At 36.0% G+C, this 21,026-nt stretch carries 21 protein-coding genes; 7 read left to right on the top strand and 14 right to left on the bottom strand.

Going from position 1 to position 21,026, the window contains the following annotated elements; all coding sequences use genetic code 11:
* Positions 1-14 precede the first annotated feature (14 nt).
* Positions 15-1,091, top strand: coding sequence for an agmatine/peptidylarginine deiminase (locus ASE74_RS19070; protein WP_055912490.1), 1,077 nt, complete (start codon positions 15-17; stop codon positions 1,089-1,091).
* Positions 1,092-1,205: 114 nt separating this feature from the next.
* The gene (gene fabG / locus ASE74_RS19065; protein ID WP_055912488.1) at positions 1,206-1,949 is read left to right on the top strand and encodes a 3-oxoacyl-[acyl-carrier-protein] reductase; all 744 of its coding nucleotides are present in this window, start codon (positions 1,206-1,208) and stop codon (positions 1,947-1,949) included.
* A 94-nt stretch (positions 1,950-2,043) separates the two neighbouring features.
* On the opposite strand, the gene ASE74_RS19060 is transcribed toward fabG, so the two are convergent.
* Positions 2,044-2,778, bottom strand: a complete 735-nt coding sequence (locus ASE74_RS19060; RefSeq protein WP_055912486.1) for a murein L,D-transpeptidase family protein — start codon at positions 2,776-2,778, stop codon at positions 2,044-2,046.
* Between the two features lie 255 nt (positions 2,779-3,033).
* On the opposite strand from ASE74_RS19060, the gene ASE74_RS19055 reads away from it, so the two are divergent.
* The gene (locus tag ASE74_RS19055) at positions 3,034-5,118 is read left to right on the top strand and encodes a hypothetical protein (protein WP_055912483.1); all 2,085 of its coding nucleotides are present in this window, start codon (positions 3,034-3,036) and stop codon (positions 5,116-5,118) included.
* 145 nt (positions 5,119-5,263) lie between these two features.
* Positions 5,264-5,812, top strand: a complete 549-nt coding sequence (locus ASE74_RS19050; protein WP_055912481.1) for a transposase — start codon at positions 5,264-5,266, stop codon at positions 5,810-5,812.
* 340 nt (positions 5,813-6,152) lie between these two features.
* On the opposite strand, the gene ASE74_RS19045 is transcribed toward ASE74_RS19050, so the two are convergent.
* The 4 genes from ASE74_RS19045 to ASE74_RS19030 all read right to left on the bottom strand — a co-directional run bounded on the left by ASE74_RS19045 (position 6,153) and on the right by ASE74_RS19030 (position 9,550).
* Positions 6,153-6,767 (bottom strand): trimeric intracellular cation channel family protein, encoded by a 615-nt coding sequence (locus tag ASE74_RS19045; protein ID WP_055912479.1) that lies wholly within the window; start codon positions 6,765-6,767, stop codon positions 6,153-6,155.
* A gap of 112 nt (positions 6,768-6,879) precedes the next feature.
* A complete protein-coding gene (locus ASE74_RS19040) occupies positions 6,880-7,179 on the bottom strand; it encodes a septum formation initiator family protein (RefSeq protein WP_025145767.1) in 300 nt (99 codons plus the stop codon).
* 197 nt (positions 7,180-7,376) lie between these two features.
* The gene (gene eno / locus ASE74_RS19035; protein ID WP_055912477.1) at positions 7,377-8,672 is read right to left on the bottom strand and encodes a phosphopyruvate hydratase; all 1,296 of its coding nucleotides are present in this window, start codon (positions 8,670-8,672) and stop codon (positions 7,377-7,379) included.
* A gap of 368 nt (positions 8,673-9,040) precedes the next feature.
* On the bottom strand, positions 9,041-9,550 hold the full coding sequence (locus ASE74_RS19030; protein ID WP_055912475.1) for a GNAT family N-acetyltransferase: 510 nt from the start codon (positions 9,548-9,550) through the stop codon (positions 9,041-9,043).
* A gap of 74 nt (positions 9,551-9,624) precedes the next feature.
* Here ASE74_RS19030 and ASE74_RS19025 point away from each other — a divergent pair, with 74 nt between their 5' ends.
* The 3 genes from ASE74_RS19025 (at position 9,625) to ASE74_RS19015 (ending at position 11,369) form a co-directional block, all read left to right on the top strand.
* The gene (locus ASE74_RS19025; protein WP_055912473.1) at positions 9,625-10,257 is read left to right on the top strand and encodes an ATP-binding cassette domain-containing protein; all 633 of its coding nucleotides are present in this window, start codon (positions 9,625-9,627) and stop codon (positions 10,255-10,257) included.
* On the top strand, positions 10,257-10,808 hold the full coding sequence (locus ASE74_RS19020; protein ID WP_055912470.1) for a hypothetical protein: 552 nt from the start codon (positions 10,257-10,259) through the stop codon (positions 10,806-10,808). Before ASE74_RS19025 ends, ASE74_RS19020 begins: the two co-directional genes overlap by 1 nt.
* 66 nt (positions 10,809-10,874) lie before the next feature.
* Positions 10,875-11,369 (top strand): hypothetical protein, encoded by a 495-nt coding sequence (locus ASE74_RS19015; RefSeq protein WP_157255483.1) that lies wholly within the window; start codon positions 10,875-10,877, stop codon positions 11,367-11,369.
* Between the two features lie 156 nt (positions 11,370-11,525).
* Here ASE74_RS19015 and dacB read toward each other — a convergent pair whose 3' ends face one another.
* The 9 genes from dacB to ASE74_RS18970 form a co-directional block, all read right to left on the bottom strand.
* Positions 11,526-12,932 (bottom strand): D-alanyl-D-alanine carboxypeptidase/D-alanyl-D-alanine-endopeptidase, encoded by a 1,407-nt coding sequence (gene dacB, locus ASE74_RS19010; protein WP_055912466.1) that lies wholly within the window; start codon positions 12,930-12,932, stop codon positions 11,526-11,528.
* Positions 12,933-12,956: 24 nt separating this feature from the next.
* Complete coding sequence (locus ASE74_RS19005; RefSeq protein ID WP_055912464.1) at positions 12,957-14,078, bottom strand: ATP-binding protein; 1,122 nt, start codon at positions 14,076-14,078, stop codon at positions 12,957-12,959.
* 144 nt (positions 14,079-14,222) lie between these two features.
* Positions 14,223-14,825 (bottom strand): CDP-alcohol phosphatidyltransferase family protein, encoded by a 603-nt coding sequence (locus tag ASE74_RS19000; RefSeq protein ID WP_055912462.1) that lies wholly within the window; start codon positions 14,823-14,825, stop codon positions 14,223-14,225.
* Between the two features lie 66 nt (positions 14,826-14,891).
* A complete protein-coding gene (locus ASE74_RS18995; protein WP_055912460.1) occupies positions 14,892-15,881 on the bottom strand; it encodes an aspartate-semialdehyde dehydrogenase in 990 nt (329 codons plus the stop codon).
* A gap of 391 nt (positions 15,882-16,272) precedes the next feature.
* Positions 16,273-17,145: a sugar phosphate isomerase/epimerase gene (locus ASE74_RS18990; protein WP_235526167.1), complete on the bottom strand. Its 873-nt coding sequence runs from the start codon at positions 17,143-17,145 to the stop codon at positions 16,273-16,275.
* Positions 17,146-18,021, bottom strand: coding sequence for a sugar phosphate isomerase/epimerase (locus ASE74_RS18985; RefSeq protein WP_055912456.1), 876 nt, complete (start codon positions 18,019-18,021; stop codon positions 17,146-17,148).
* An 11-nt stretch (positions 18,022-18,032) separates the two neighbouring features.
* Positions 18,033-18,923, bottom strand: coding sequence for a hydroxypyruvate isomerase family protein (locus ASE74_RS18980; RefSeq protein ID WP_055912454.1), 891 nt, complete (start codon positions 18,921-18,923; stop codon positions 18,033-18,035).
* A gap of 1 nt (position 18,924) precedes the next feature.
* Positions 18,925-20,163 (bottom strand): nucleoside permease, encoded by a 1,239-nt coding sequence (locus tag ASE74_RS18975; protein ID WP_055912452.1) that lies wholly within the window; start codon positions 20,161-20,163, stop codon positions 18,925-18,927.
* 157 nt (positions 20,164-20,320) lie between these two features.
* Positions 20,321-21,001, bottom strand: coding sequence for a DUF1080 domain-containing protein (locus ASE74_RS18970; RefSeq protein WP_055912450.1), 681 nt, complete (start codon positions 20,999-21,001; stop codon positions 20,321-20,323).
* Between the last annotated feature and the right edge of the window lie 25 nt (positions 21,002-21,026).

Raw genomic sequence — 21,026 nt, 5'->3', positions numbered from 1 at the left:
TATAAATTAAATAGATGTCAAACTTCCCACCGAAAAAAGATTTAAATATTAATCAATTCGATTATTCTCCGAAAAAACAAGGGTATACTTTTCCAGCCGAGTGGGTTAAACATAAAGCAACCTGGTTAAGCTGGCCACATAAAGAAGCTTCCTGGCCAGATAAAATCGAAACCATTTACGAACCTTACTGCCAATTTATTAAAGCTGTTGCAGAGGGTGAGCAAGTACGCATCAATGTTAAAGATGAAGAAATGAAAGCGTTTGCAGTTTCTGAATTAACCAAAGTTGATGCCGATTTAAGCCAGATTGAATTTTATTTTAATGAAACCAACGATGCATGGTGCCGCGATCACGGTCCTGCATTTTTACTGAAAGGAAATGAAAAAGCGGTGGTAGATTGGGGTTATAATGCCTGGGGTGGAAAATATCCGCCTTTTGATTTAGATGATGTAATTCCAACTAAGATTGCAAAACATTTTAATCTACCATTGTTTGCACCTGATATTGTTATGGAAGGTGGTTCGGTAGAATTTAATGGTGCTGGTACAGTTTTAACTACCACAGCTTGTTTGCTGAACGAAAACCGTAATCCACATCTAACAAAAGAGCAGATTGAGCAATATTTGCTTGAATATTATGGTCAGGATCAGGTATTATGGTTAGGAGATGGGATAGTTGGCGATGATACCGACGGTCATATTGATGATATTACGCGTTTTGTAAATGAGGATACGGTTTTAACTGTTGTAGAAAGCAATCCTTTGGATGAAAACTATCATTTGTTGCAAGAGAACCTTGAAGCTTTAAAAGCAATGAAATTAAAAGATGGAAGGGCATTAAATATTGTTGAGCTTCCAATGCCTTCGCCAGTAATTTATGAGGATACCCGTTTACCTGCATCTTATGCTAATTTTTACATTGCTAATGCTGCGGTAATTGTGCCTATTTTTGATGATGTGAACGACCAGAAAGCTTTAGATATTATCCAGGGCTGTTTTCCTGATCGCAAGGTGATTGGTATCAATTCAGTAGATATTATCTGGGGATTGGGAAGTTTTCATTGTTTGAGCCAGCAGGAACCCACCCCCTAACCCCCTGAAGGGAGAACACCTATTGTGTTAAACAATTCACAATTAATATTAACTTTACCAAAATTAAATTTTTTATACATTATATAAAAGTCCCTTTTAGGGGATTTAGGGGTTATGAAATTATTAGAAGGAAAGACGGCATTAATTACAGGCGCATCAAAAGGGATCGGTCGTAAAATAGCTGAAAAATTTGCCGAACAGGGCGCTAATGTAGCTTTTACATATTTATCATCAGTAGAAAAAGGCGAAGCTTTAGAGCAGGAATTACAAAGTTTTGGAACAAAAGTTAAAGGTTATCGTTCTGATGCTTCTAAATTTGCTGAGGCAGAGCAATTGATTAATGATATCGTAGCTGAATTTGGTACTATTGATATTGTAGTAAATAACGCTGGTATTACCAAAGATGGCTTATTGATGCGCATGAGCGAAGAAAACTGGGATGATGTAATTAATATTAACCTTAAATCTATCTTCAACGTTACTAAAGCAGCTTCTAAAATAATGATGAAAGCCCGTAAAGGTGTTTTTATCAATATGGGGTCTGTTGTTGGTACAACAGGCAATGCCGGACAAGCAAATTATGCTGCTTCAAAAGCAGGAATTATCGGTTTTACAAAATCGGTAGCTAAAGAGTTAGGTTCTAGAAACATACGTGCAAACGTTGTTGCACCAGGCTTTATCCGTACTGAGATGACCGAAGTTTTAGATCCAAAAGTAGTTGAAGGCTGGGAAAAAGATATTCCGTTAAAACGTGCCGGCGAAACTGAAGATATTGCAAATGTTTGCGTTTTCCTGGCCTCAGATATGAGTGCTTACGTAACCGGACAAACTTTATCTGTTTGCGGCGGGATGCTGTAGGGAGGTAGAATACATAAGGTTTAAGGTGGAGGGGTTCTTTCCAAAGCCATAAAAATATTAAAGAAGTCAAGTTTGTAAAACTTGACTTCTTTTGTTACTTCACAACATATTTTCCTTTTAACTCACTTACATTTGCTTGGTTTTTATTTTTCTCAAAAGCTAAATAACCTGGCTGCAGCGATTTCCAAAAACTGGCCTGGGTAGGGAATTGAGCAATATATTTCTTCATATTTGCATCGGTCATTTTGAAAGGGTAGATGTTGACTGGAATATTCTCCTGACCGGCATTTCTGGCTTCAACGCCTAAAACATAAACCTCTTTAATTTTCTCGTCTGTTAGTGGGATACAGCCAACGGTTACGCAATTGCCATGGATGTAAATGTCGCTTCCAGGTTTTCTATCCTTTCCGGTTCGCGCATAATCCACGGTATTTGGATAATTTACCCCCAGCGATAAGTGAAAATTACTCATCGGATTAAAAACATTAATGTAATAAAAACCTTCCGGCGTTTGTCCGTCACCTTCAATTACTTTTGGGCCAATGGTGCCAGAATGTGCACAGAAATCGTAAGTTCTAAATAACGAATAAGTTTTAGCCGAATTATTCTTTATCCATACTTCCAGTTTGCCTTCTGTTTTATAGGCATTGATTACCATTGAAAATTGATCGCCATAACCACCAGCCTGAAGAAATTTCCTCAAGGTTTCCCATTTTTCACTGTACGCTTTTTCTACTCTTTCGAATTTAATTTGTGTGGCTTTAAAATTGTTTTGGGCATTCACCATAAGGCTTAGAGACAGTAAAAACGTTAAACAGATTAATTTCATAAAGATTGATTTGGTTTAAAAATAGGGATTTAACCACAGAGCGCATAGCGTTCTCTTTTTTTACCACAAAGATCACCAAGAAAAGGCACGAAGTACATTGAGTTGGGCGCTTAAAAACAGTTTAGGTAATCCGTGTTCCTCAGTTTAAAACTCAGTGAACTTTGTGGTTAAATGAAGTTGTATTTTAGCCCTCGCATAAATTCTTTACAGACAATAATCTTGAAAATTTCCCCAAAATTACCATCTTTATGAATTATGACTGTTTTTTTTTCGGGTACATCTATTTTGTTTTTTCTGGGTTGCTTGGCCTTAGGCGTATTGTACGCATGGTTGCTTTATCGTAACAACAAAAATTTAGATAAAAAACTTCAGTATGCCCTTACGGCGTTGCGTATAATCGTTGTAACAACTGTTGCTTGGTTAATATTTGCACCGCTCATCAAAACATTAAATTACACCTTAGATAAACCAGTAATCATTATCGGACAAGATAATTCCTTGTCTGTTGGTCAGGTAAAAGCTGCCGGTTTTGATCAAAAATTATATGAACAAAATCTTAAAGCCTTACAAGATAAACTTTCGGATAAGTATGAAGTAAAAACACTTCATTTTGGTGATGAGGTAGCAGAAGGTTTCGATTTTAAAAATCAGGGTAAATTAACGGATGCTTCTGCGTTTTTTCAGAAAGTGAGGGATGAGTATACCAACAGAAATGTTGGGGCCATTATTTTAGCAACCGATGGTATTTTTAATCACGGTGGAAATCCGCTGTATAGCGTAAATCAGATTAATGCCCCGGTTTATACCATTGCCCTGGGCGATAGTATCCCAAAACGCGATGTCTTAATTTCGAACGTAAATTACAATAACATTGTGTACCTGGATGATGATTTTACAGTAGAAGTTCAGGTGCAGGCTTTTCAGAGTGATGGCGAAAACACCGCTTTAACGGTAAACCAAAATGGTGTTAAAGTTGAACAACAAAATGTGGCTGTTAATGGAAGTTCTTTTGTTAAAACCATTCCGATTAAAATTAATGCGGGTAAAATCGGTGTTCAAAAATATACAGTTCAGCTGGGAGCCTTAAAAAATGAAATCACAACCCGCAATAATATTCAGACATTTTATGTAGAGGTGATTGATGGCCGACAAAAAGTATTGTTGGCTGCAGTTGCACCGCACCCTGATTTAGGCGTTTTAAAGGAGGCTATTTCACTAAATAAACACTACGAAGCTAAACTAGCCCTTGCTGATGATTTAAGTACAACAGATCCGTCGAAATTCGATTTAATTGTATTGTACCAACTACCGGATGCGCAAAATATATCAGTTAGTTTTTTAAAGAAATTAGCAGGTTTAAAGAAACCGATTTGGTATATTTTAGGCGCACAAAGCAATATAAATTCTTTTAATCAGGTACAAAACCAGGTAAACCTAAGTGCAGCAAACGGATCCATCCAGGAAGTTTATGCCGATTTTGCAAGTGGTTTTACAAGTTTTAATCTTACTGAAGATGATAAGAAGCAGTTTTCAGCTTTTGATCCGCTACTAAGTCCGTTTGGAAGGTTAACAGTTAATCCAGGCGCAATACCTGTTTTTAACCAGCGTATCGGTAAAGTAAGCACGCAACAGCCATTATTGTTCTTCGCCAATGAAAATGGCTTAAAGGCAGGCTATTTAATGGGAGAGGGGCTTTGGAGATGGAAACTTTCAGAAGCTGAAAATGAAAGCAATCAGTCAGTTTTAAATGATCTGATTTCGAAAACGGTTCAATATCTTTCCGTTAAAGATGATAAGCGTAGGTTTAAAGTGTTTACTTCAAAATCGGCTTACGATGAAAATGAAAGCATTCAGTTTAACGGCACGCTTTATAACGACAGTTATCAGCCTGTAAACGAATCAGAAGTTAATCTTCAGGTTAAAAATGAAGCTGGAAAAGTATTTAATTATATCTTTTCCAAAACTGAAAATGGTTATCAGCTGGATGCTGGTACCATGCCTGCAGGGAATTATGCTTATTTAGCCAATACAGAACTGGGTGGAAAGAAATTTACAGCCACCGGTAGCTTCTATATAAATGCATTGATTGCAGAATTTCAACAGACAACAGCTAACCACCAGCTTTTAAATACGATTGCTAAACAAAGCAATGGTAAATTGTTTATGCCGGTAGATTTGCTCAAAATAGCCGATGAGATTACTAAAAACGAAAATATTAAAACCATCAGTTACGAAGATCGAAAATACGATGAGTTGATCAGCGTGAAATGGCTTTTTGGCTTAATTATGATTTTGCTTGGAACAGAGTGGTTTTTGAGAAAAAGGAACGGGGAACTTTAAGTTCTTAGGTTTGATGTGCAGTCAGATGTTACCATCTGACTGTGAGAAAAATTTAAGATTTATTGTAAGAATGATGATCCGTTATTTAAGTAACTTTTTAAGTGTCAGATAATAATATCTGACACCATGAAAAAAATCTATTGTTATGGGATTAAGAAACAGGAATTTATTTCTGGAGAAGAAATGTTTTTTCGTGACTACCAGTTGCTTCAAACATTTAAAACTTCTTGAAAGCAGTCCGTGTAAATTAATAATTGCGAATAGTTTAAATTTCATCGCTGTTAAATACAAGATTTCAATTCTTGGATATGTAATTATGCCTAATCACTTTCATGTTTTATTCTATTTTAACGATGAAAATAAATTGTCGGATAGCATGCGCGATTTAAAGAAGTTTTGTGCCTTTGAAGTACGTAAGTATCTTGAGTCTAACCAAAGTTTATTGCTGAATTTGATAAGGATTGATAATGATAAACAGGTTTTTAAAATTTGGGACGATAGATTTGATGATGTTTGGATTGGAAGTAAAGAGCTTCTAGAAATTAAACTGGAGTATATTCATCAAAACCCATTACAATCTCATTGGAATTTGAGTGAATATCCTGAGGAGTACCGTTTTAGTAGTGCTGCATTTTATTTAGGAAATCCAGAAAATATTGTTGACTTAACTGATTATAGAGATGTTTTTGAATGATCGACTTAGTTTGAGTGATGTGCAGTCAGATGTTACCATCTGACTGTGAAGGGCATCTTTTAATTGGCATTACAATAATGGCAATTGTAATTTTGAACAATTTTGAGTGTCAGATGGTAACATCTGACACCACGGAGAGTTTAATCTTGATTTTACTCGGTACAGAGTGGTTTTTAAGGAAAAGGAACGGGGAACTTTAAGTTTTTAAGTTTAATGTGCAGTCAGATGTTACCATCTGACTGTGAGAAAATTTTAAGATTCATTGTAAGAATGATGATCCGTTATTTAAGTAACTTTTTAATTGTCAGATGGTAACATCTGACACCACGAAAAAACTAACTTAATGCCATTCATCTCGGTAAACAAACTTAGGCATGTGCCATTCAAAGCGGATAGAAAGTAGCCTTAATGTTAATCCGGTTATAGCAGCTGTAATGGTGGCCAGCATTTCGCTTCCGTGAAAATGCTCTATACCGATATATACAGCACCGGTAACTATCGCGGCACTGGCATAAATCTCTTTTCTAAAAAGAAATGGAACTTCATTACAAAGCACATCACGAAGTACCCCACCAGCACAGCCAGTAATCATACCACTAAAAAGTACAATTAAATAAGGTAAATGAATTTCTTGTGCAACCTGGCAGCCAATTATGGTAAAAACCACTAAACCTAAAGCATCCAGATAGAGAAAAAGCTTTTTGAGTTTAGTCATTATGGAGGCGATAAAAGCGGCAAGCAAAGCTGCTACAGCAGTTATTACCAAATACTCAGGGTGCTCTACCCAGCTCATAGGATAATGCCCGAATAATACATTTCTTACCGTTCCGCCACCTAAGGCCGTAACCCAGGCAATAATACAAACGCCAACCCAATCCATATCACGTCTGCCGGCAGATAGTGCAGCAGTCATTGCTTCAGCTGTTATGGCAATAATATAGAGGATGTGGAGCATTCTACTGGTTAACTGTTTGAATGGGTTAATCGGTTAACTGAAAGAGAAATTGTTTTATGGTTTATTGTTAACTCAAACTGTAAAATTTTAACTGAACACTTCCAACTGAAAATTAATCTTTCTTCTCTTCCTGGATAATTACAAAAACATCTTCATTGTCTTTTTTCATGAAGTATTTTTCGCGGGCAAATTTTTCAGCCGTATTGAGGTTGGTATTCAGTTCGTTTAAATCTTTTTTAACCTGAGCGGTTTCTTTCTCAAAATATTCTTTTTCTTCCTGTAACTTATTGGCCTGACTGCGGTATTCGTATTGCGACATCATATCGTTTTTGTCGAAAAACAGCATCCACATCGCAAAAGCGACAGTAGCAAGGAAATATTTATTGCGAAAAAGATCTATTAAACGTTTCATATATGATATGAGATTTTAGATGTGAGATTTGAGAAGATCAAATCCAACAAACAAATATAGTATTAAAATAAAAACATCCGAAGATTTAAAATCTCCGGATGTTTCGCAAATAAGTTTTTCAACTTGTTAACACCTCTCTGCCTTTGGCATCTCTCTTAAAGGAGAGAAGAAGAAGTCCCCTTCAGGGGATTTAGGGGTTATTTCTTAGCGTATTTGAATTTCGAACCGATAAAACGAGCGTTTTCACCCAATTCTTCTTCAATACGTAATAATTGATTGTATTTTGCAATCCTGTCTGAACGTGATGCAGAACCCGTTTTAATCTGTCCACAGTTTAATGCTACAGCTAAATCTGCAATGGTAACATCTTCAGTTTCTCCAGAACGGTGACTCATTACCGAAGTATAACCACTGTTTTGTGCTAAAGTAACCGCATTAATGGTTTCAGTTAAAGAACCGATCTGGTTCACTTTTACCAAGATTGAGTTTGCCGTATCTTCATCAATACCACGTTGTAAACGCGTTACGTTAGTAACAAATAAATCATCACCAACCAACTGAACGTGGTCGCCAATTTTATCTGTTAAGCTTTTCCAGCCAGTCCAGTCGTTTTCATCCATTCCATCTTCGATTGAAATAATTGGATATTTTGCAGAAAGATCAGCTAAATATTGAGCTTGTTCTTCGCTAGAACGGATAACGCCCGTAGCACCTTCGAATTTTGTGTAATCGTATTTGCCATCTTTGTAAAATTCAGATGAAGCACAATCTAAAGCCAAGCAAATTTGCGAACCTGATTTGTAACCAGCAGTTTCAATTGCTTTTAATACTGTTTCAATTGCATCTTCAGTACCATCAAAAGTTGGTGCAAAACCACCTTCATCACCCACAGCGGTAGATAAACCTCTATCGTGAAGGATTTTTTTCAGGCTATGGAAAACTTCAGTTCCCCAACGTAAAGCTTCAGAGAATGAAGGAGCGCCAACTGGCATAATCATAAATTCCTGGAAAGCAATTGGCGCATCAGAGTGAGAACCACCGTTGATAATGTTCATCATCGGAATTGGTAAAGTGTTTGCGTTAACACCACCAATGTAACGGTATAATGGTTGGCCAATTTCATCAGCAGCAGCTTTAGCAACCGCTAAAGAAACACCTAAAATTGCATTAGCTCCTAGGTTACCTTTGTTTTCGGTACCGTCTAGGTCGATCATTAATTTATCGATTGCATTTTGTTCAAAAACATCAATACCTCTTAATGCATCAGCAATTTTAGTATTTACATTTTCTACAGCTTTTAAAACACCTTTACCTAAATATGTAGATTTATCACCATCACGTAATTCAACAGCCTCATATTGTCCAGTAGATGCACCGCTTGGTACAGCTGCACGGCCAAAAGCGCCTGCCTCTGTTACTACTTCTACTTCTACTGTTGGATTGCCTCTCGAATCGAGAATTTGTCTGGCATGGACATTAACGATTATGCTCATTTTTATTTGATTTTTATTGATTTTTTAACCTGCTTAGTGTATAAAGTACAATTACTAAGCGCAACATCAAAGTTAGTATATTTTTTAAATAAATAAAGAGATTAAAGGCTTAATGTTACGATAGTTGTTTAAGCTTAATTGGCTGTTAATTTTAAGTTAATATGGTGTTTATTAATAGTTATTTTCATCTATTTGCTTATTAAAGCAGTTAATTTGCCTGGCTACATAATTTTTTATGGAAAAGCAGTGTGAGTGGCTTTTTTGAGGCTGTAGTCCCGCTTTTTGTTACAACAAAAGCTGAAAAAGCTTTTGGTTTCCACGGCAATCGGGTTTAAACCATAAAGTGCTGGTAATTCTTAGGTAAGTGATTAACCTAGCTGATTTTTTCTGAATCCAAAAATTAATTCATCAAAGTATTCGCCATTTTTAAAAATAGTCCCCTTTAATTCTGCCTCCAAAATAAAACCTGCTTTTTTTAAAACCCGCTGTGAGGCCAGGTTGGTATGCGCAGTGCGTGCAAAAATCCTTTCCACATCAAATGTTTCGAAACCATATTTAAGCATCTCTTTTACAGCTTGAGGAATAATGCCCTTGCCCCAAAAGTCTTCAGCAATCCAATAGCCCATTTCTGCACTTTTACTATAAATATCAGCTAATTGGTGCACACCTATCGATCCAATTACTTCATTATTTACCACAATAGCCTTAATTTGAAGGGGATGATGACTTAAAGCCAGTTGAATAAATGCCTCTCCATCTTTTTTTTGATATGGAAAAGGAAATTTATCAGTCAAATATTTTGAAATGTTGAAATTGTTGGCATGTTTAACCAAATTATCAAGATCGTTATGTTCGTATGGGCGTAAAATTAATTGCATGGTGTAATCGTTTATCAAGATGAATCTGATTTGTAACTTTTTATTAAAACCAAAGTCAGAATTAAAATGATTTTATGCTGCACATCAGTCAATTTGAAAAATCCTATTTCGGTCATCTCGTTTTAAAGATAGATAATATTAAAATCCCGGATGGTATTTTCTGGATAAAAGGAAGCAATGGTTCGGGCAAAAGTACACTGTTGAAATCAATTGCAGGGATTTTGGCCTTTAAAGGAGATATTGCCATTCACAATGTTTATTTAAAAAATCATGGCGTTAAATTCCGAAAACTTGTAAATTTTGCGGAAGCTGAACCAATTTTTCCAGAATTTTTAACAGGCACAGAAATGATTGGCCTTTTTGCGAAAGCGAAAGGTGCAACAGTAGGCCAGGAAAATGAATTGATTGCTGATATGGGTATGAAGGCATATATTCAGAATCCTCTTGGATCATATTCTAGTGGAATGCTTAAGAAACTGTCATTGGTTTTGGCTTTTTTAGGACAACCAAAACTCATTTTACTGGATGAACCATTGAATACGATAGATGTAGAATCGTTAAATGTATTGTACCATTGGATTGAAGAAAAACATCTAAGGGAGAAAGTCAGTTTTTTACTTTCTTCCCATCAGCCCCTTGATGAAACAAAATTATCTGGTATTAAACAAATTGATATCAAGGATCAGAGATTAACACTAAATTTTTAATGTTTACTACATCGAATATTGCTTTAAAGAAAATATTTGTAGATGGATTTTACAGAATTCATGCAGGTATGCTGGTGTTTATATTTGTAATTTTAATCAGTTATTGTTTATTTATCAATACCCTTGGCACAGTTCGGCCTGAGCAAATAGATTTCTGGCAATTCTTCTTTACCATCAGTATTGTAAGCAATCCGCTCATTTTAACTTTTTATCTGGTAGGAAGCACACTTTATGCATATAAAAGCCTTAAATATGTTTTAGATCAAATGGCTTTGCCACAGCAAGAATTCTTGTTTTACAGTTTTACTGCATCAGCAAGAAAAAGCCAGTTTAAACGCTGGGTTATGGTGTATAGCTATATATTTTTACCTGTTTTAAGTTATACGTTATATGCCTTAACAATCGGACTTGTATTTGGATTTTATATCATTTCAATTGGCATTTTGCTTTTTCAGCTGCTGCTGATTGCTGGCAGTGCATACATCTGTTTAAAAGAAAATAACCGTTTGGTTGAGGTTAATAAGTCCAGTTGGTTAATCAGGATTACCTGAAAATGGAACAAGCCTGTTTTCTTGTTGTATAGTTTTCAGGTTTTGAACCGGTCAAAATTGGCGTATGTGCTTACCAAATTACTTTCATGGGTACTGATTTCGGGCATATTATTGGTTTTTGCTGATCTTAAAGATGATTTAAGATTATTGATGCTTGTCACCTCATGTATTGTTGTTGCACATGTTGTACTCATTTACGAGGAAAAGGTTTTTAATGACAGATATTTATCCTTTTTGCCCAATTTTCCTTTTAGTAAATCCAGGGTGTTTTTTAGCTTTTGCTTAAATTATCTTATTTTATTATTGCCCGAGCTATGTTGGATTTTTACCCGTTTTGGCTTTATAACTTCATTCTTTTTAGCTGCATTTGCTTTTTCTGCCATTCTTTTATTCAGAAGTTTGCTTTTACTAAATGGGATTCGGGTTAAAGGATTTTTAATAGGCGTTTTTTGCCTGTTTTTACTTTTTTATGTGTTTATTATGTATGGCTTAGGCTTGGTGATTATTCCAATGAATTTGATTCTTGCCTGGATGGTGTTTAGAAGAAACTTTGAACCATAATTGTTTAGGTGTGTGATAAATGGTTTTTCAATCAAGATCTTTATTTTTCATTAAATCGAGATTGGGCTTTTATGTTCTTAAGACCCTGAAATGAATTCAGGGTGACGGCCGGAATGGATGTATCACCTAATATGTAATTACTCGAAGTTTTTTCTTCTACTTCAATTCATCCAACACTCTAAATAATTTTTTATTAATTCCACTTCCACTATAATTATTTATGTTGATTACCACAATGTATTTATTGCCTGCTGCATCGGTGTGGTAGCCCGCAAATGCTGAAACATCGTTTATTGTTCCGCTTTTAATTTTCATGCCATTATATTCAGGCAAGGCTTTATAATAATCAGAAAACCAATTTTCTTTTTGAATCTGAAATAGTATCCTTGCCATTGCTGATGTTGTTATCCTATCTCCAGGAGAAAGTCCGCTGCCATCGATAATGTTCAGTGCTGTTTTGTCAATTCCTTTATCTGCCCAAAAATTAATTTCCGTTTCTACACCTTTACTGGTTGTGCCTGTTTTACCAGATTTTATGGCAATGGTTTTCAGAAGTGATTCGCCATACAGGTTGATGCTTTTCTTTAAAAACCAATAAGTGATTTCGCTTAAACTTGGAGAACTTATGGTACTTATTTTTTGTGTAACCGAAGGAATTATCTGGTTGTTTAAAGTCATTAAACGGGCAGTTGTAGCTTGTTGAGAAACAGAAATCCCCAATCTCTTAAGCGTATCCTGCAAACGGTAGGCACAATCAAATGCAGGGTCGGGGAGGGCGACTGAAATACCAGATTTGGCAATGCCAATTCCCCAGCTTCCTCTGATATAAGCGGTATTACTGTACGGTGGCAAAAAAGCATAAGCACGATCACCCGAGCCTGGGCTGCCGGTTTTTAACTCATTTACAAGTTGGAGATAAGGTGTAGCCGGAACTGTTTTTATCACTTTAACAGCATCTGCTGTACTACTTCCAGACTTTAAATGAATATCGAATTGGTTTTCTCTCCAGGCCAATCCAGATGTTCCGGCACCGTAATAATTTCCTATATCTTGCCAAACCCAGCCTTCAGGTGTGGTTTGTGTACCAAAAATTCGGTCATCACCAATTATTGTACCTTCAATTTTTTTAATCCCTGTTGATTTTATTGCAGCAACCCATTGTGTTAAAACAGCATTTTCTTTATTTTGATAACGCCATGAGCCCAGGGTTGGGTCACCGCTCCCGATAATGATTAAATTTCCTTTTAAAATTCCATCTGTGGTAATTGTTCCGGTATAGGCCAATGTAGTTTGAAACTGAAAATCTTTACCCAAAATACTGAAAGCAGTAGCTGCCGTAATTGTTTTAAGTGTTGATGCGGTTGCTAAACCAATCTGTTCATTTTTAGCAAATAATGTTTTGCCTGTATTGGCATCCAAAACACAAAGTGATGCAATGGCATGTTTTGCCTGTTCATCATTTAATAAACTATTGAAAGCTTTTTCAAGATTTTGAATCCTGTTTTGAGCAAGCGTAGCCGTAACTGAGAAAACGAACAAGAATATTAATTTGAAAAATTTCATTTTTTTATGATCAAAGATGAGTTATTACAAAAATTGGGTATAATTTGATTTGTTTATCACATATGTTTCATTGGTGGTGTATGCATCCAGAAAAGTGGATGGAAATCTTACTTTTTTGTTTTCATTCCATTTAATCTCTATTGCATTTATTTTTCCATCAACTTCTTCAATTAAATCAATTTCCTGTTGCTGAAAACTACGCCAAAAATAATATTTGGCATGTTTTCTTTTATTGTTACTGGCTTTTATATACTCAGAAACAATATAATTTTCAAAAAGCTGACCAGCATCCTGCCGCAATCCTAATGTGTTAAAATTTTCAATCACCGCATTGCGGATCCCGGTATCGTAAAAATATATTTTTTTGCTTTTTTTTATTTCGTTCCGAAGATTGCTACTGTAAGCACCTAACCTAAATACTACGAAGCATTGCTCCAATAAATCTATATAACGCTCAACTGTTAATTTATCTGCTTCAATCATTTGCCCTAGCTCGGTATATGATACTTCATTGCCAATCTGTAGTGCCAAAGCCTGTACTAATTTTTCGAGTTGTAAAGGTTTTCGGATACCGGTAAGTGATAAAATATCTTTAAACAAATAACTGTTGGCTAAATTTAACAAGAGTTCTTTTTCTTCTCCCGGATAGTTTATAGCATCAGGGTAAGTACCATAAATTAACCTCTTTTCTAAAGCTTGCTCTTCGATAAGTACATTCGTATCATCTACAAGTTCTGCAACTGAAAATGGAAAGAGGTGGTATTCGAATTTTCTTCCGGTTAATGATTCTTTTATACCAGCAGCTAAATCAAGTGATGAAGAACCTGTAACTAAAAGCTGTACATTGGTAAAGTTATCTACGATCAATTTTAGTGTTAGGCCGATATTTGTAACGCGTTGTGCTTCGTCGATGAAAATAAATTTATTTGAGCCGATAATTGATTTAAGTCGCTCAACACTGATGTCTGTCAATATCGTTCGGACATTTGCTTCATCGCAATTCAGAAAAACGAAGGATAGGCCTGTTTTATTTACCAATTGCTTTAGCATAGTGGTTTTACCCACCTGCCTTGCACCGGTAACAATAATCGCTTTTTGCTTAAAAAACTTCGATTCAATATGGGTTTGCAAACTTCTAATGATCATTTCATGGTGTCATCTTCAGTAACAAATGTACAAAATTTTTAACCTAATCTCTTTTTTATATATAATTTAGTGATTATAATCTTCTTTTTATATATAATTTAGTGATTACAATCTCTTTTTTATATTCTTTAGTTATGTTTTACATTAGCCATTAAACAATTTATTGCGTTTAATTTCTTTCCCTTGTCTCAGTTTTATGGCGTGATAGATTGAGGGTACATCGTTTATCCATTTTTTTAGGGTGATAACAATGGCAAGTATTTCTATTCTTGTTGCTAAACCAAGCCAGAAACAAATTTCGAAAAGCATAACAGACTCACAGTGTATCATAATTTCTATCAGTGTGGCAAATATTGTTAATGTCCAAATTTTAGCCCCGATAGAATGTGTAGCAATTTCCTTTTTAAATTTTATATAACTCAGTACATAAGTAGAAGCCTCAAAAGCACCGAGTACAATCAATTTAATCAGGTTTGTTTTAAAAAAATCCGGGCATTGGATATAGGTAGCAACAGCCACCGAAATAAAAAATACCTGATCGATGCCTGAATCCAATCGCCTTAGCTTTTCTGAAGATATATTAAGCTTGCGGGCAATTATCCCATCAAAAATATCTGTTAATAAACCGATGGATAATAAGGTGATGGCTAAGATGGAATAGTGATTAATATGGAAAACACTTAAAAGAATTATTCCAAAGCCGATTAGTAACCTGGAATAAATTAAGGCAATAGGGAGATGTTTCATGGTGGAGAGCGTGCATAAAAAAAGTCCCCAGATGTATTATCAGGGGACTTTTTTTGAATTATTGATTTAAACCAATTCTTTTTGAACCAGGTATTCGGCAATCTGAACTGCGTTGGTTGCTGCTCCTTTACGCAAGTTATCAGCAACAATCCAAAGGTTTAATGCTTTAGGGGCCGATTCATCTCTACGGATACGGCCTACAAAAACTTCATCTTTCTCATGTGCATCTTTCGGCATTGGGTATTTTAAGTTGGCAACATCATCAACAACTATGATACCTGGCGATTTTTCTAAAATACTACGTACTTCAGCTAAATCGAAATCATTTTCAAACTCGATGTTTACTGATTCGGAGTGGCCACCCATTACCGGGATACGAACAGTAGTAGCGGTAACTCTGATGTTATCGTCGCTCATGATTTTGTTCGTTTCCTTAACCATTTTCATTTCTTCTTTCGTGTATCCATTATCCATGAAAACATCGATATGAGGAAGAACATTTAAGTCGATTTCGTAAGGATAAGCCTTAGGACCATCAATGCCTTTACGCTCATTCATTAACTGCTCAACCGCTTTAACACCTGTACCGGTAACCGATTGGTAAGTAGAAACAATTACACGTTTAATTTTGTATTTATCGTGCAAAGGCTTTAAAACCACCACCATTTGTATGGTAGAACAGTTTGGGTTGGCAATAATTTTATTATCAATAGAAAGTTCGTGTGCATTTACTTCAGGTACAATTAATTTAATTGCAGGGTCCATTCTCCATGCAGAAGAATTATCAATTACCGTTGTTCCAGCTTCTTTAAAACGTGGAGCATGCTCCAATGAAGTATTTCCACCTGCAGAAAAAAGAGCGATATCTGGTTTCATGCTGATCGCAGTATCCATGCTAACGATTGGGAACTTCTTACCCTTAAAAGTAATTTCCTTACCAACGCTCTTTTCTGATGCTACGGGAATTAACTCTGTTAAAGGGAAATTTCTTTCCTCCAATACTTTTAACATTACAGTGCCTACCAATCCGGTGGCACCTACTACTGCTACTTTCATTTTAAATTTTAATTATATTTTATTAAACATTTGATATAAGTCCAAATATGCTAAAAATTAAGCTTATATCCCCATTGTTGCCAATTAAATTTGCTTTTTATATTTCAAATGTTAGTTTTTCGATAGAAAATAAGGTGTAAGAATTATGCATTAATTCGATTTAGCTGTAACTAAAATGTATTAATCAGAAAGTGAATGGTAAGCTAGCGTTTTAGAAACGCTGCAGCTGGTAAGGCGAGCCTGAATTTATTTCAGGATCTGTACCACAAGAAAGTTGCTAAATATTTGGTAGCGAGGAGGGAGTTGAAATACTTTTCTACCAGGAAAATAAATCAGCATTACATTTTGAATGTGAACCCCGCAGATTTAGAACCTGCGAGGTATATTCAATTTAAATTAAGTTGGCTTTGATATAATCGCAGCTCGTTTTAATAGAACCGATTGGATTTGGCTGATAGTTGGTTTCGTGTTCTACAAAGAAATGTTGCATACCCGAAAGTTTTGCCTGGGCAAAAATCGCTTTGAAATCGATAGAACCTTTGCCTACTTCAGTATTCCATTCTGGTTTGGTTTTGTCCATATCTTTAACATGCCACATTGGGAAACGGCCAGGATATTTTTTAAATAATGCCAGCGGATCGTTACCTGAACGGACAGCCCAATATAAATCTAATTCAAAATTTACCAGATTTTTGTCTGTTTCGGTTAAATACACATCATAACCAGTTGTATCCCCTAATTTTTTAAATTCGAAATCGTGGTTGTGATAGGCAAATTTTAAACCACTTGCTTTTGCAATTTCGGCAACTTTATTAAAGTCGTTTGCGGTTTTTTTAAAACCGTCTGCACCCTTGCTTGTATCAACAGATGCGCCTGCGATGGTAAAATATTTACCGCCAATTGCTGCTGAAGATTCTATATCAGCTTTCAGCCTTTCTGTTTTACCTGTTTTTACAAAATCATCCATGTGGTAATGGCCACTTGGTGCTTTTAAGCCGTTTGCATCTAATAAAGCCTTAAATTCTTTTGGCGTTAGGCCCCAGAATTTACCATTTGAAAAACCATAGGTTTCTACTTCTTTATACCCGGCCTGCGCTACTTTTTCGATCACACCTTTTACATCTTTTGGTAATTCATCACGTAGGCTATACAATTGCAGGCCAACGTTTTTAGTCGCTTTATCAAAAGCAAATGATGGGATTAGCAATGCGGCACCCGCAGCTAAACCTGCCTGTTTTAAGAATGTTCTTCTTGAATTCATCATTTAAATAATTTCTTTTTTAATGTATGCGCAGCTTGCTGCAACAGATTCCATTGGATTTGGCTTATAATTGGTTTCGTGCTCTACAAAGAAATGTTTCATGCCCGAAAGTTTGGCCTCTGCAAAAATTGGTTTAAAATTGATTGATCCTGTTCCAACTTCAGCATTTAAGGCAGGGTTTGTTTTATCCATATCTTTAACGTGCCACATGGTAAAACGACCTGGATTTTCTTTAAATAATTTTATCGGATCGTTTCCAGATCTCACTACCCAATATAAATCAAGTTCAAAATCAACAAGATTTTTATCCGTTTCTTTTAGCAAAATCTCATATCCAGTTGTATCTCCCTGTTTTTCAAATTCGAAATTGTGGTTGTGGTAAGCCAATCTGATACCTGCTCCTTTTGCCAGTTTACCCGCTGCGTTAATTTTTACAGCAAGTTTTTTATAGTCGTCGGCAGTTTTTCTAATGCTTTCATCTAACCAGGGTATGGTAACATATTCACTTCCCAATACCTTTGCAGCGGCAATAGCAGCTTTTAATTCTTCGGTATTGCCATCGGTTAAATAGCTGCCTAAACCATAATGGCCGCTTGGTGCTTTTAATCCGTTTTCATCAAGCAGTTTTTTAAACTCAGCAGGGGTTAGGCCCCAAAATTGATCTTTAATCGAAAAACCATAGGTTTCAACTTCTGCAAAGCCTGCTTTTGCTACTTTGGCAATTGTTCCTTTAACATCTTTTGGCAACTCTTCTCTTAAAGAATATAATTGCAAACCAACTGATTTTTTATCGGCAGCCAGGCAAGCAAATGATGGCACCAATAGTGCTGCAGCGGCAGCCATACTACTGTTTAGTAGAAAACTTCTTCTTGATAACATAGGTATCTATTTTAGATGTCGCAGATTGCAACTGCCTTTTTTAACGAAGCAATTTTATCCGCATTTTTAGGTATAAATTCTTGTGCAACAAAACCTTTAAAGCCGGTTTCGGCAATGGCTTTCATTATTGCAGGATAATATAATTCCTGCGTATCATCAATCTCGTTTCTTCCAGGAACACCTGCGGTATGATAATGAGCAATGTATTGATGGTAATCCCTGATGTTTCTGATTACATCTCCTTCATCAATTTGCATATGATAGATATCATACAACAATTTAAAATTTTCTGATCCTAAACGTTTGCAAAGTTCAGCCCCCCACGAGGTTCTGTCGCATTGGTAATCTTTATGGTTAACTTTACTGTTCAAAAGCTCCATTACCAGCACTACATTGTGCTTTTCTGCCAGTGGCATTAATTGTTTTAAGCCTTTAACGCAGTTGTTCCAGCCTGTTTCATCATCTTTACCACGGCGGCTTCCGCTAAAGCATATCAGGTTTTTGTATCCTGCTGCTGCAACAAGCGGAATCATTGCGGTATAATTTTGGATTAACTTATCATGAAATTTTTCGTCGTTAAAACCATCAGTTAAATTAATTTCGGCACCATTGCACATGGTAGATTCCAAACCATGATTTTTTAACGTAGGCCAATCTTTCGGACCAACGAGATCAATACCTTTAATACCGATTTTTTTGGCTTCAACACAAAGTGCTTCTACATCAAAACTGCTAAAGCACCAGCGGCAAACCGCATGGTTAATCGTTCCTTTTAGCCTTAACGGCTGATCTGATTCTGGTTTATCCATTGCTAATGCTGAAAGACCTGAAGAAACACCAATTGCAGCGGTTCCTGCAATGATGTTTTTGAGTGCGTTTCTTCTATTTACGTTCGAGGCCATTTTAAACTGCTTTAGGTGCTATTTCTGACTTGGTTTTATCGTTAAATAATAACGCAAATAACAAGAATACTGCGGCTGCAATTCCTGCCGGAATAATCCAAACCATTTTCCAGTCGGTTACCTCGCCAGTTTTGTACATATCTGTAATTAATCCCGCCACTTTAAAGCCGATAAGCATACCCACACCATAAGTTGCAAGGGTAATGATTCCTTGTGCTGCACTTTTAATTTTTTCTCCTGCTTTTGAGTTGGTATAAATCTGACCGGAAACAAAGAAGAAATCGTAACAAACACCATGAAGTGCAATACCGATAATTAACATAAAACTAAGGTTACCGGCATTACCATAAGCAAAAAGTACATAACGTACAGCCCATGCCAACATACCAACTATAATGGTTTTTTTAAAGCCGTATTTAGAAAAGAATACAGGTATGGCAAGTAAAAACAATGCTTCTGAAACCTGGCCTATGGCCATTTTGCCTGTAGGATTGGAAACCTTGATATCTGCCAAGAAAAGGCCAGCATTTTGATAATAAAAGGCTAAAGGGATGCAAATTAAGATGGATGAGATGAAGAAAACAGCAAAGTTTTTATCTTTTAATAGTTTTAAGGCATCTAAGCCTAAAATGTCTCTTAATTTTATTTTTTCGTCTTTAGCAACTTTTGGAGGAGTTGCAGGTAAGGTAAAGCTAAATAAGCCCAATGCCAGGGAAGCAATTCCGGCCATTAGGAAAGTACTTTTTAACATTCCTGCCTGAATTCCTTCAGGTGAATCCCAGTGGAATGCAAAACTGATTAATAAACCAGCAATGATCCAACCAATGGTACCAAATACCCTGATGTTTGCAAATTCTTTTTCGGCATCTTTCATTTGGTTAAAAGAAACTGAATTCACTAAAGCAAGGGTTGGCATAAACAAAATCATGTATCCTAATACGTATGGATAAAAAACACTTACATCTGGTGCATTATACATCTGATACATTAAAATAGCACCAATAATGTGTAATACTCCTAAAATTCTTTCGGCGTTAAAATACCTGTCGGCAATTAAGCCGATTATAAAAGGGGCAATAATTGCACCCCATGATTGGGTTGAAAATACGGAGCCAATTTCTGAATTGGTTGCTTTTAGGTTATTGCTCAAAAAAGCGCCTAAAGTTACAAACCATGCGCCCCAGATAAAAAATTCCAGAAACATCATGGCAGAGAGTTTAAAGCGAGTAGTGCTATTCATTTGGTTTATATAAGGTTATATTATGGTATTAGGTTAATGGTTTATGCTGTAAGGTTTAATACGAAAGCGGGTAAGCTTTATGCTTTCCCGCTTTCTAACTCAAATTTATGGTTAAGCGAAGGAAAAGAAACCTTCAGCCTTACGCCTTAAACCTTGATTATAGTTCTTTTATTGAGATGTTTTTGTACCAAACTTCATCTCCGTGATCTTGTAAAGCAATTTTACCGGTTTTAAAGGTGCCCCAATTTTCCCAGGTTGCAAATTTGCTTCCTGCTACAATTTTTTTCCAGTTATCATCCCAAAGCGTAGTTTTTACAACTTCAACTCCGTTTAAAATTAAAGTTAATTTGCCTTTTTTGCTAATAATTTCTGCTTTATTCCATTCACCAACTGGTTTAACTGGTTCTGACGAGCTTTTTACCAGGTCGTATAAATCGCCTGCACGGTGTTTGGTTATTTTTCCATCCGGGTGACCATAGTTATCAATAACCTGCATTTCTAAGCCTGTAGAGTAAGTTGCGCCATATTTAGGTTCTTCGTGAACATAAAAAATCAATCCACTATTTGCTTTTGGTGCTACTTTCCAATCATATTTTAAATGGAAATCTCCGTATTCTTTATTGGTCACTAAATCGCCACCGCCATCGGCGCCTTTTTTAGCTAAATCCAGGTGTAAAGCACCATCCTGTACTTGCCAGCCGCTACCAACGGTAGTTTTGTTATAAGTATGCCAACCGGTTGTTGTTTTACCGTCGAACAATGGTTTAAAGCCTTTTTGCGCTTTAGATATTTGTGTTACTGCAAGTAAGATACAGGCAGAAAGAAAGATTTTTTTCATTTTTTTAAGTTTAAACCTCGCAAGT

This window comes from Pedobacter sp. Leaf216, from assembly GCF_001421515.1.
Lineage (GTDB): Bacteria > Bacteroidota > Bacteroidia > Sphingobacteriales > Sphingobacteriaceae > Pedobacter.
Note: the sequence above shows the minus strand (reverse complement) of the source record. Positions and strands in the feature narration are given on the sequence as shown.

What these genes read in the sequence shown, in the direction of transcription:
- ASE74_RS19070 (WP_055912490.1), top strand. Translation starts at nt 15, where the DNA reads ATGTCAAACTTCCCACCGAAAAAAGATTTAAATATTAATCAATTCGAT.
- fabG (WP_055912488.1), top strand. Translation starts at nt 1,206, where the DNA reads ATGAAATTATTAGAAGGAAAGACGGCATTAATTACAGGCGCATCAAAA.
- ASE74_RS19060 (WP_055912486.1), bottom strand. Translation starts at nt 2,778, where the DNA reads ATGAAATTAATCTGTTTAACGTTTTTACTGTCTCTAAGCCTTATGGTG.
- ASE74_RS19055 (WP_055912483.1), top strand. Translation starts at nt 3,034, where the DNA reads ATGACTGTTTTTTTTTCGGGTACATCTATTTTGTTTTTTCTGGGTTGC.
- ASE74_RS19050 (WP_055912481.1), top strand. Translation starts at nt 5,264, where the DNA reads ATGGGATTAAGAAACAGGAATTTATTTCTGGAGAAGAAATGTTTTTTC.
- ASE74_RS19045 (WP_055912479.1), bottom strand. Translation starts at nt 6,767, where the DNA reads ATGCTCCACATCCTCTATATTATTGCCATAACAGCTGAAGCAATGACT.
- ASE74_RS19040 (WP_025145767.1), bottom strand. Translation starts at nt 7,179, where the DNA reads ATGAAACGTTTAATAGATCTTTTTCGCAATAAATATTTCCTTGCTACT.
- eno (WP_055912477.1), bottom strand. Translation starts at nt 8,672, where the DNA reads ATGAGCATAATCGTTAATGTCCATGCCAGACAAATTCTCGATTCGAGA.
- ASE74_RS19030 (WP_055912475.1), bottom strand. Translation starts at nt 9,550, where the DNA reads ATGCAATTAATTTTACGCCCATACGAACATAACGATCTTGATAATTTG.
- ASE74_RS19025 (WP_055912473.1), top strand. Translation starts at nt 9,625, where the DNA reads ATGCTGCACATCAGTCAATTTGAAAAATCCTATTTCGGTCATCTCGTT.
- ASE74_RS19020 (WP_055912470.1), top strand. Translation starts at nt 10,257, where the DNA reads ATGTTTACTACATCGAATATTGCTTTAAAGAAAATATTTGTAGATGGA.
- dacB (WP_055912466.1), bottom strand. Translation starts at nt 12,932, where the DNA reads ATGAAATTTTTCAAATTAATATTCTTGTTCGTTTTCTCAGTTACGGCT.
- ASE74_RS19005 (WP_055912464.1), bottom strand. Translation starts at nt 14,078, where the DNA reads ATGATCATTAGAAGTTTGCAAACCCATATTGAATCGAAGTTTTTTAAG.
- ASE74_RS19000 (WP_055912462.1), bottom strand. Translation starts at nt 14,825, where the DNA reads ATGAAACATCTCCCTATTGCCTTAATTTATTCCAGGTTACTAATCGGC.
- ASE74_RS18995 (WP_055912460.1), bottom strand. Translation starts at nt 15,881, where the DNA reads ATGAAAGTAGCAGTAGTAGGTGCCACCGGATTGGTAGGCACTGTAATG.
- ASE74_RS18990 (WP_235526167.1), bottom strand. Translation starts at nt 17,145, where the DNA reads ATGATGAATTCAAGAAGAACATTCTTAAAACAGGCAGGTTTAGCTGCG.
- ASE74_RS18985 (WP_055912456.1), bottom strand. Translation starts at nt 18,021, where the DNA reads ATGTTATCAAGAAGAAGTTTTCTACTAAACAGTAGTATGGCTGCCGCT.
- ASE74_RS18980 (WP_055912454.1), bottom strand. Translation starts at nt 18,923, where the DNA reads ATGGCCTCGAACGTAAATAGAAGAAACGCACTCAAAAACATCATTGCA.
- ASE74_RS18975 (WP_055912452.1), bottom strand. Translation starts at nt 20,163, where the DNA reads ATGAATAGCACTACTCGCTTTAAACTCTCTGCCATGATGTTTCTGGAA.
- ASE74_RS18970 (WP_055912450.1), bottom strand. Translation starts at nt 21,001, where the DNA reads ATGAAAAAAATCTTTCTTTCTGCCTGTATCTTACTTGCAGTAACACAA.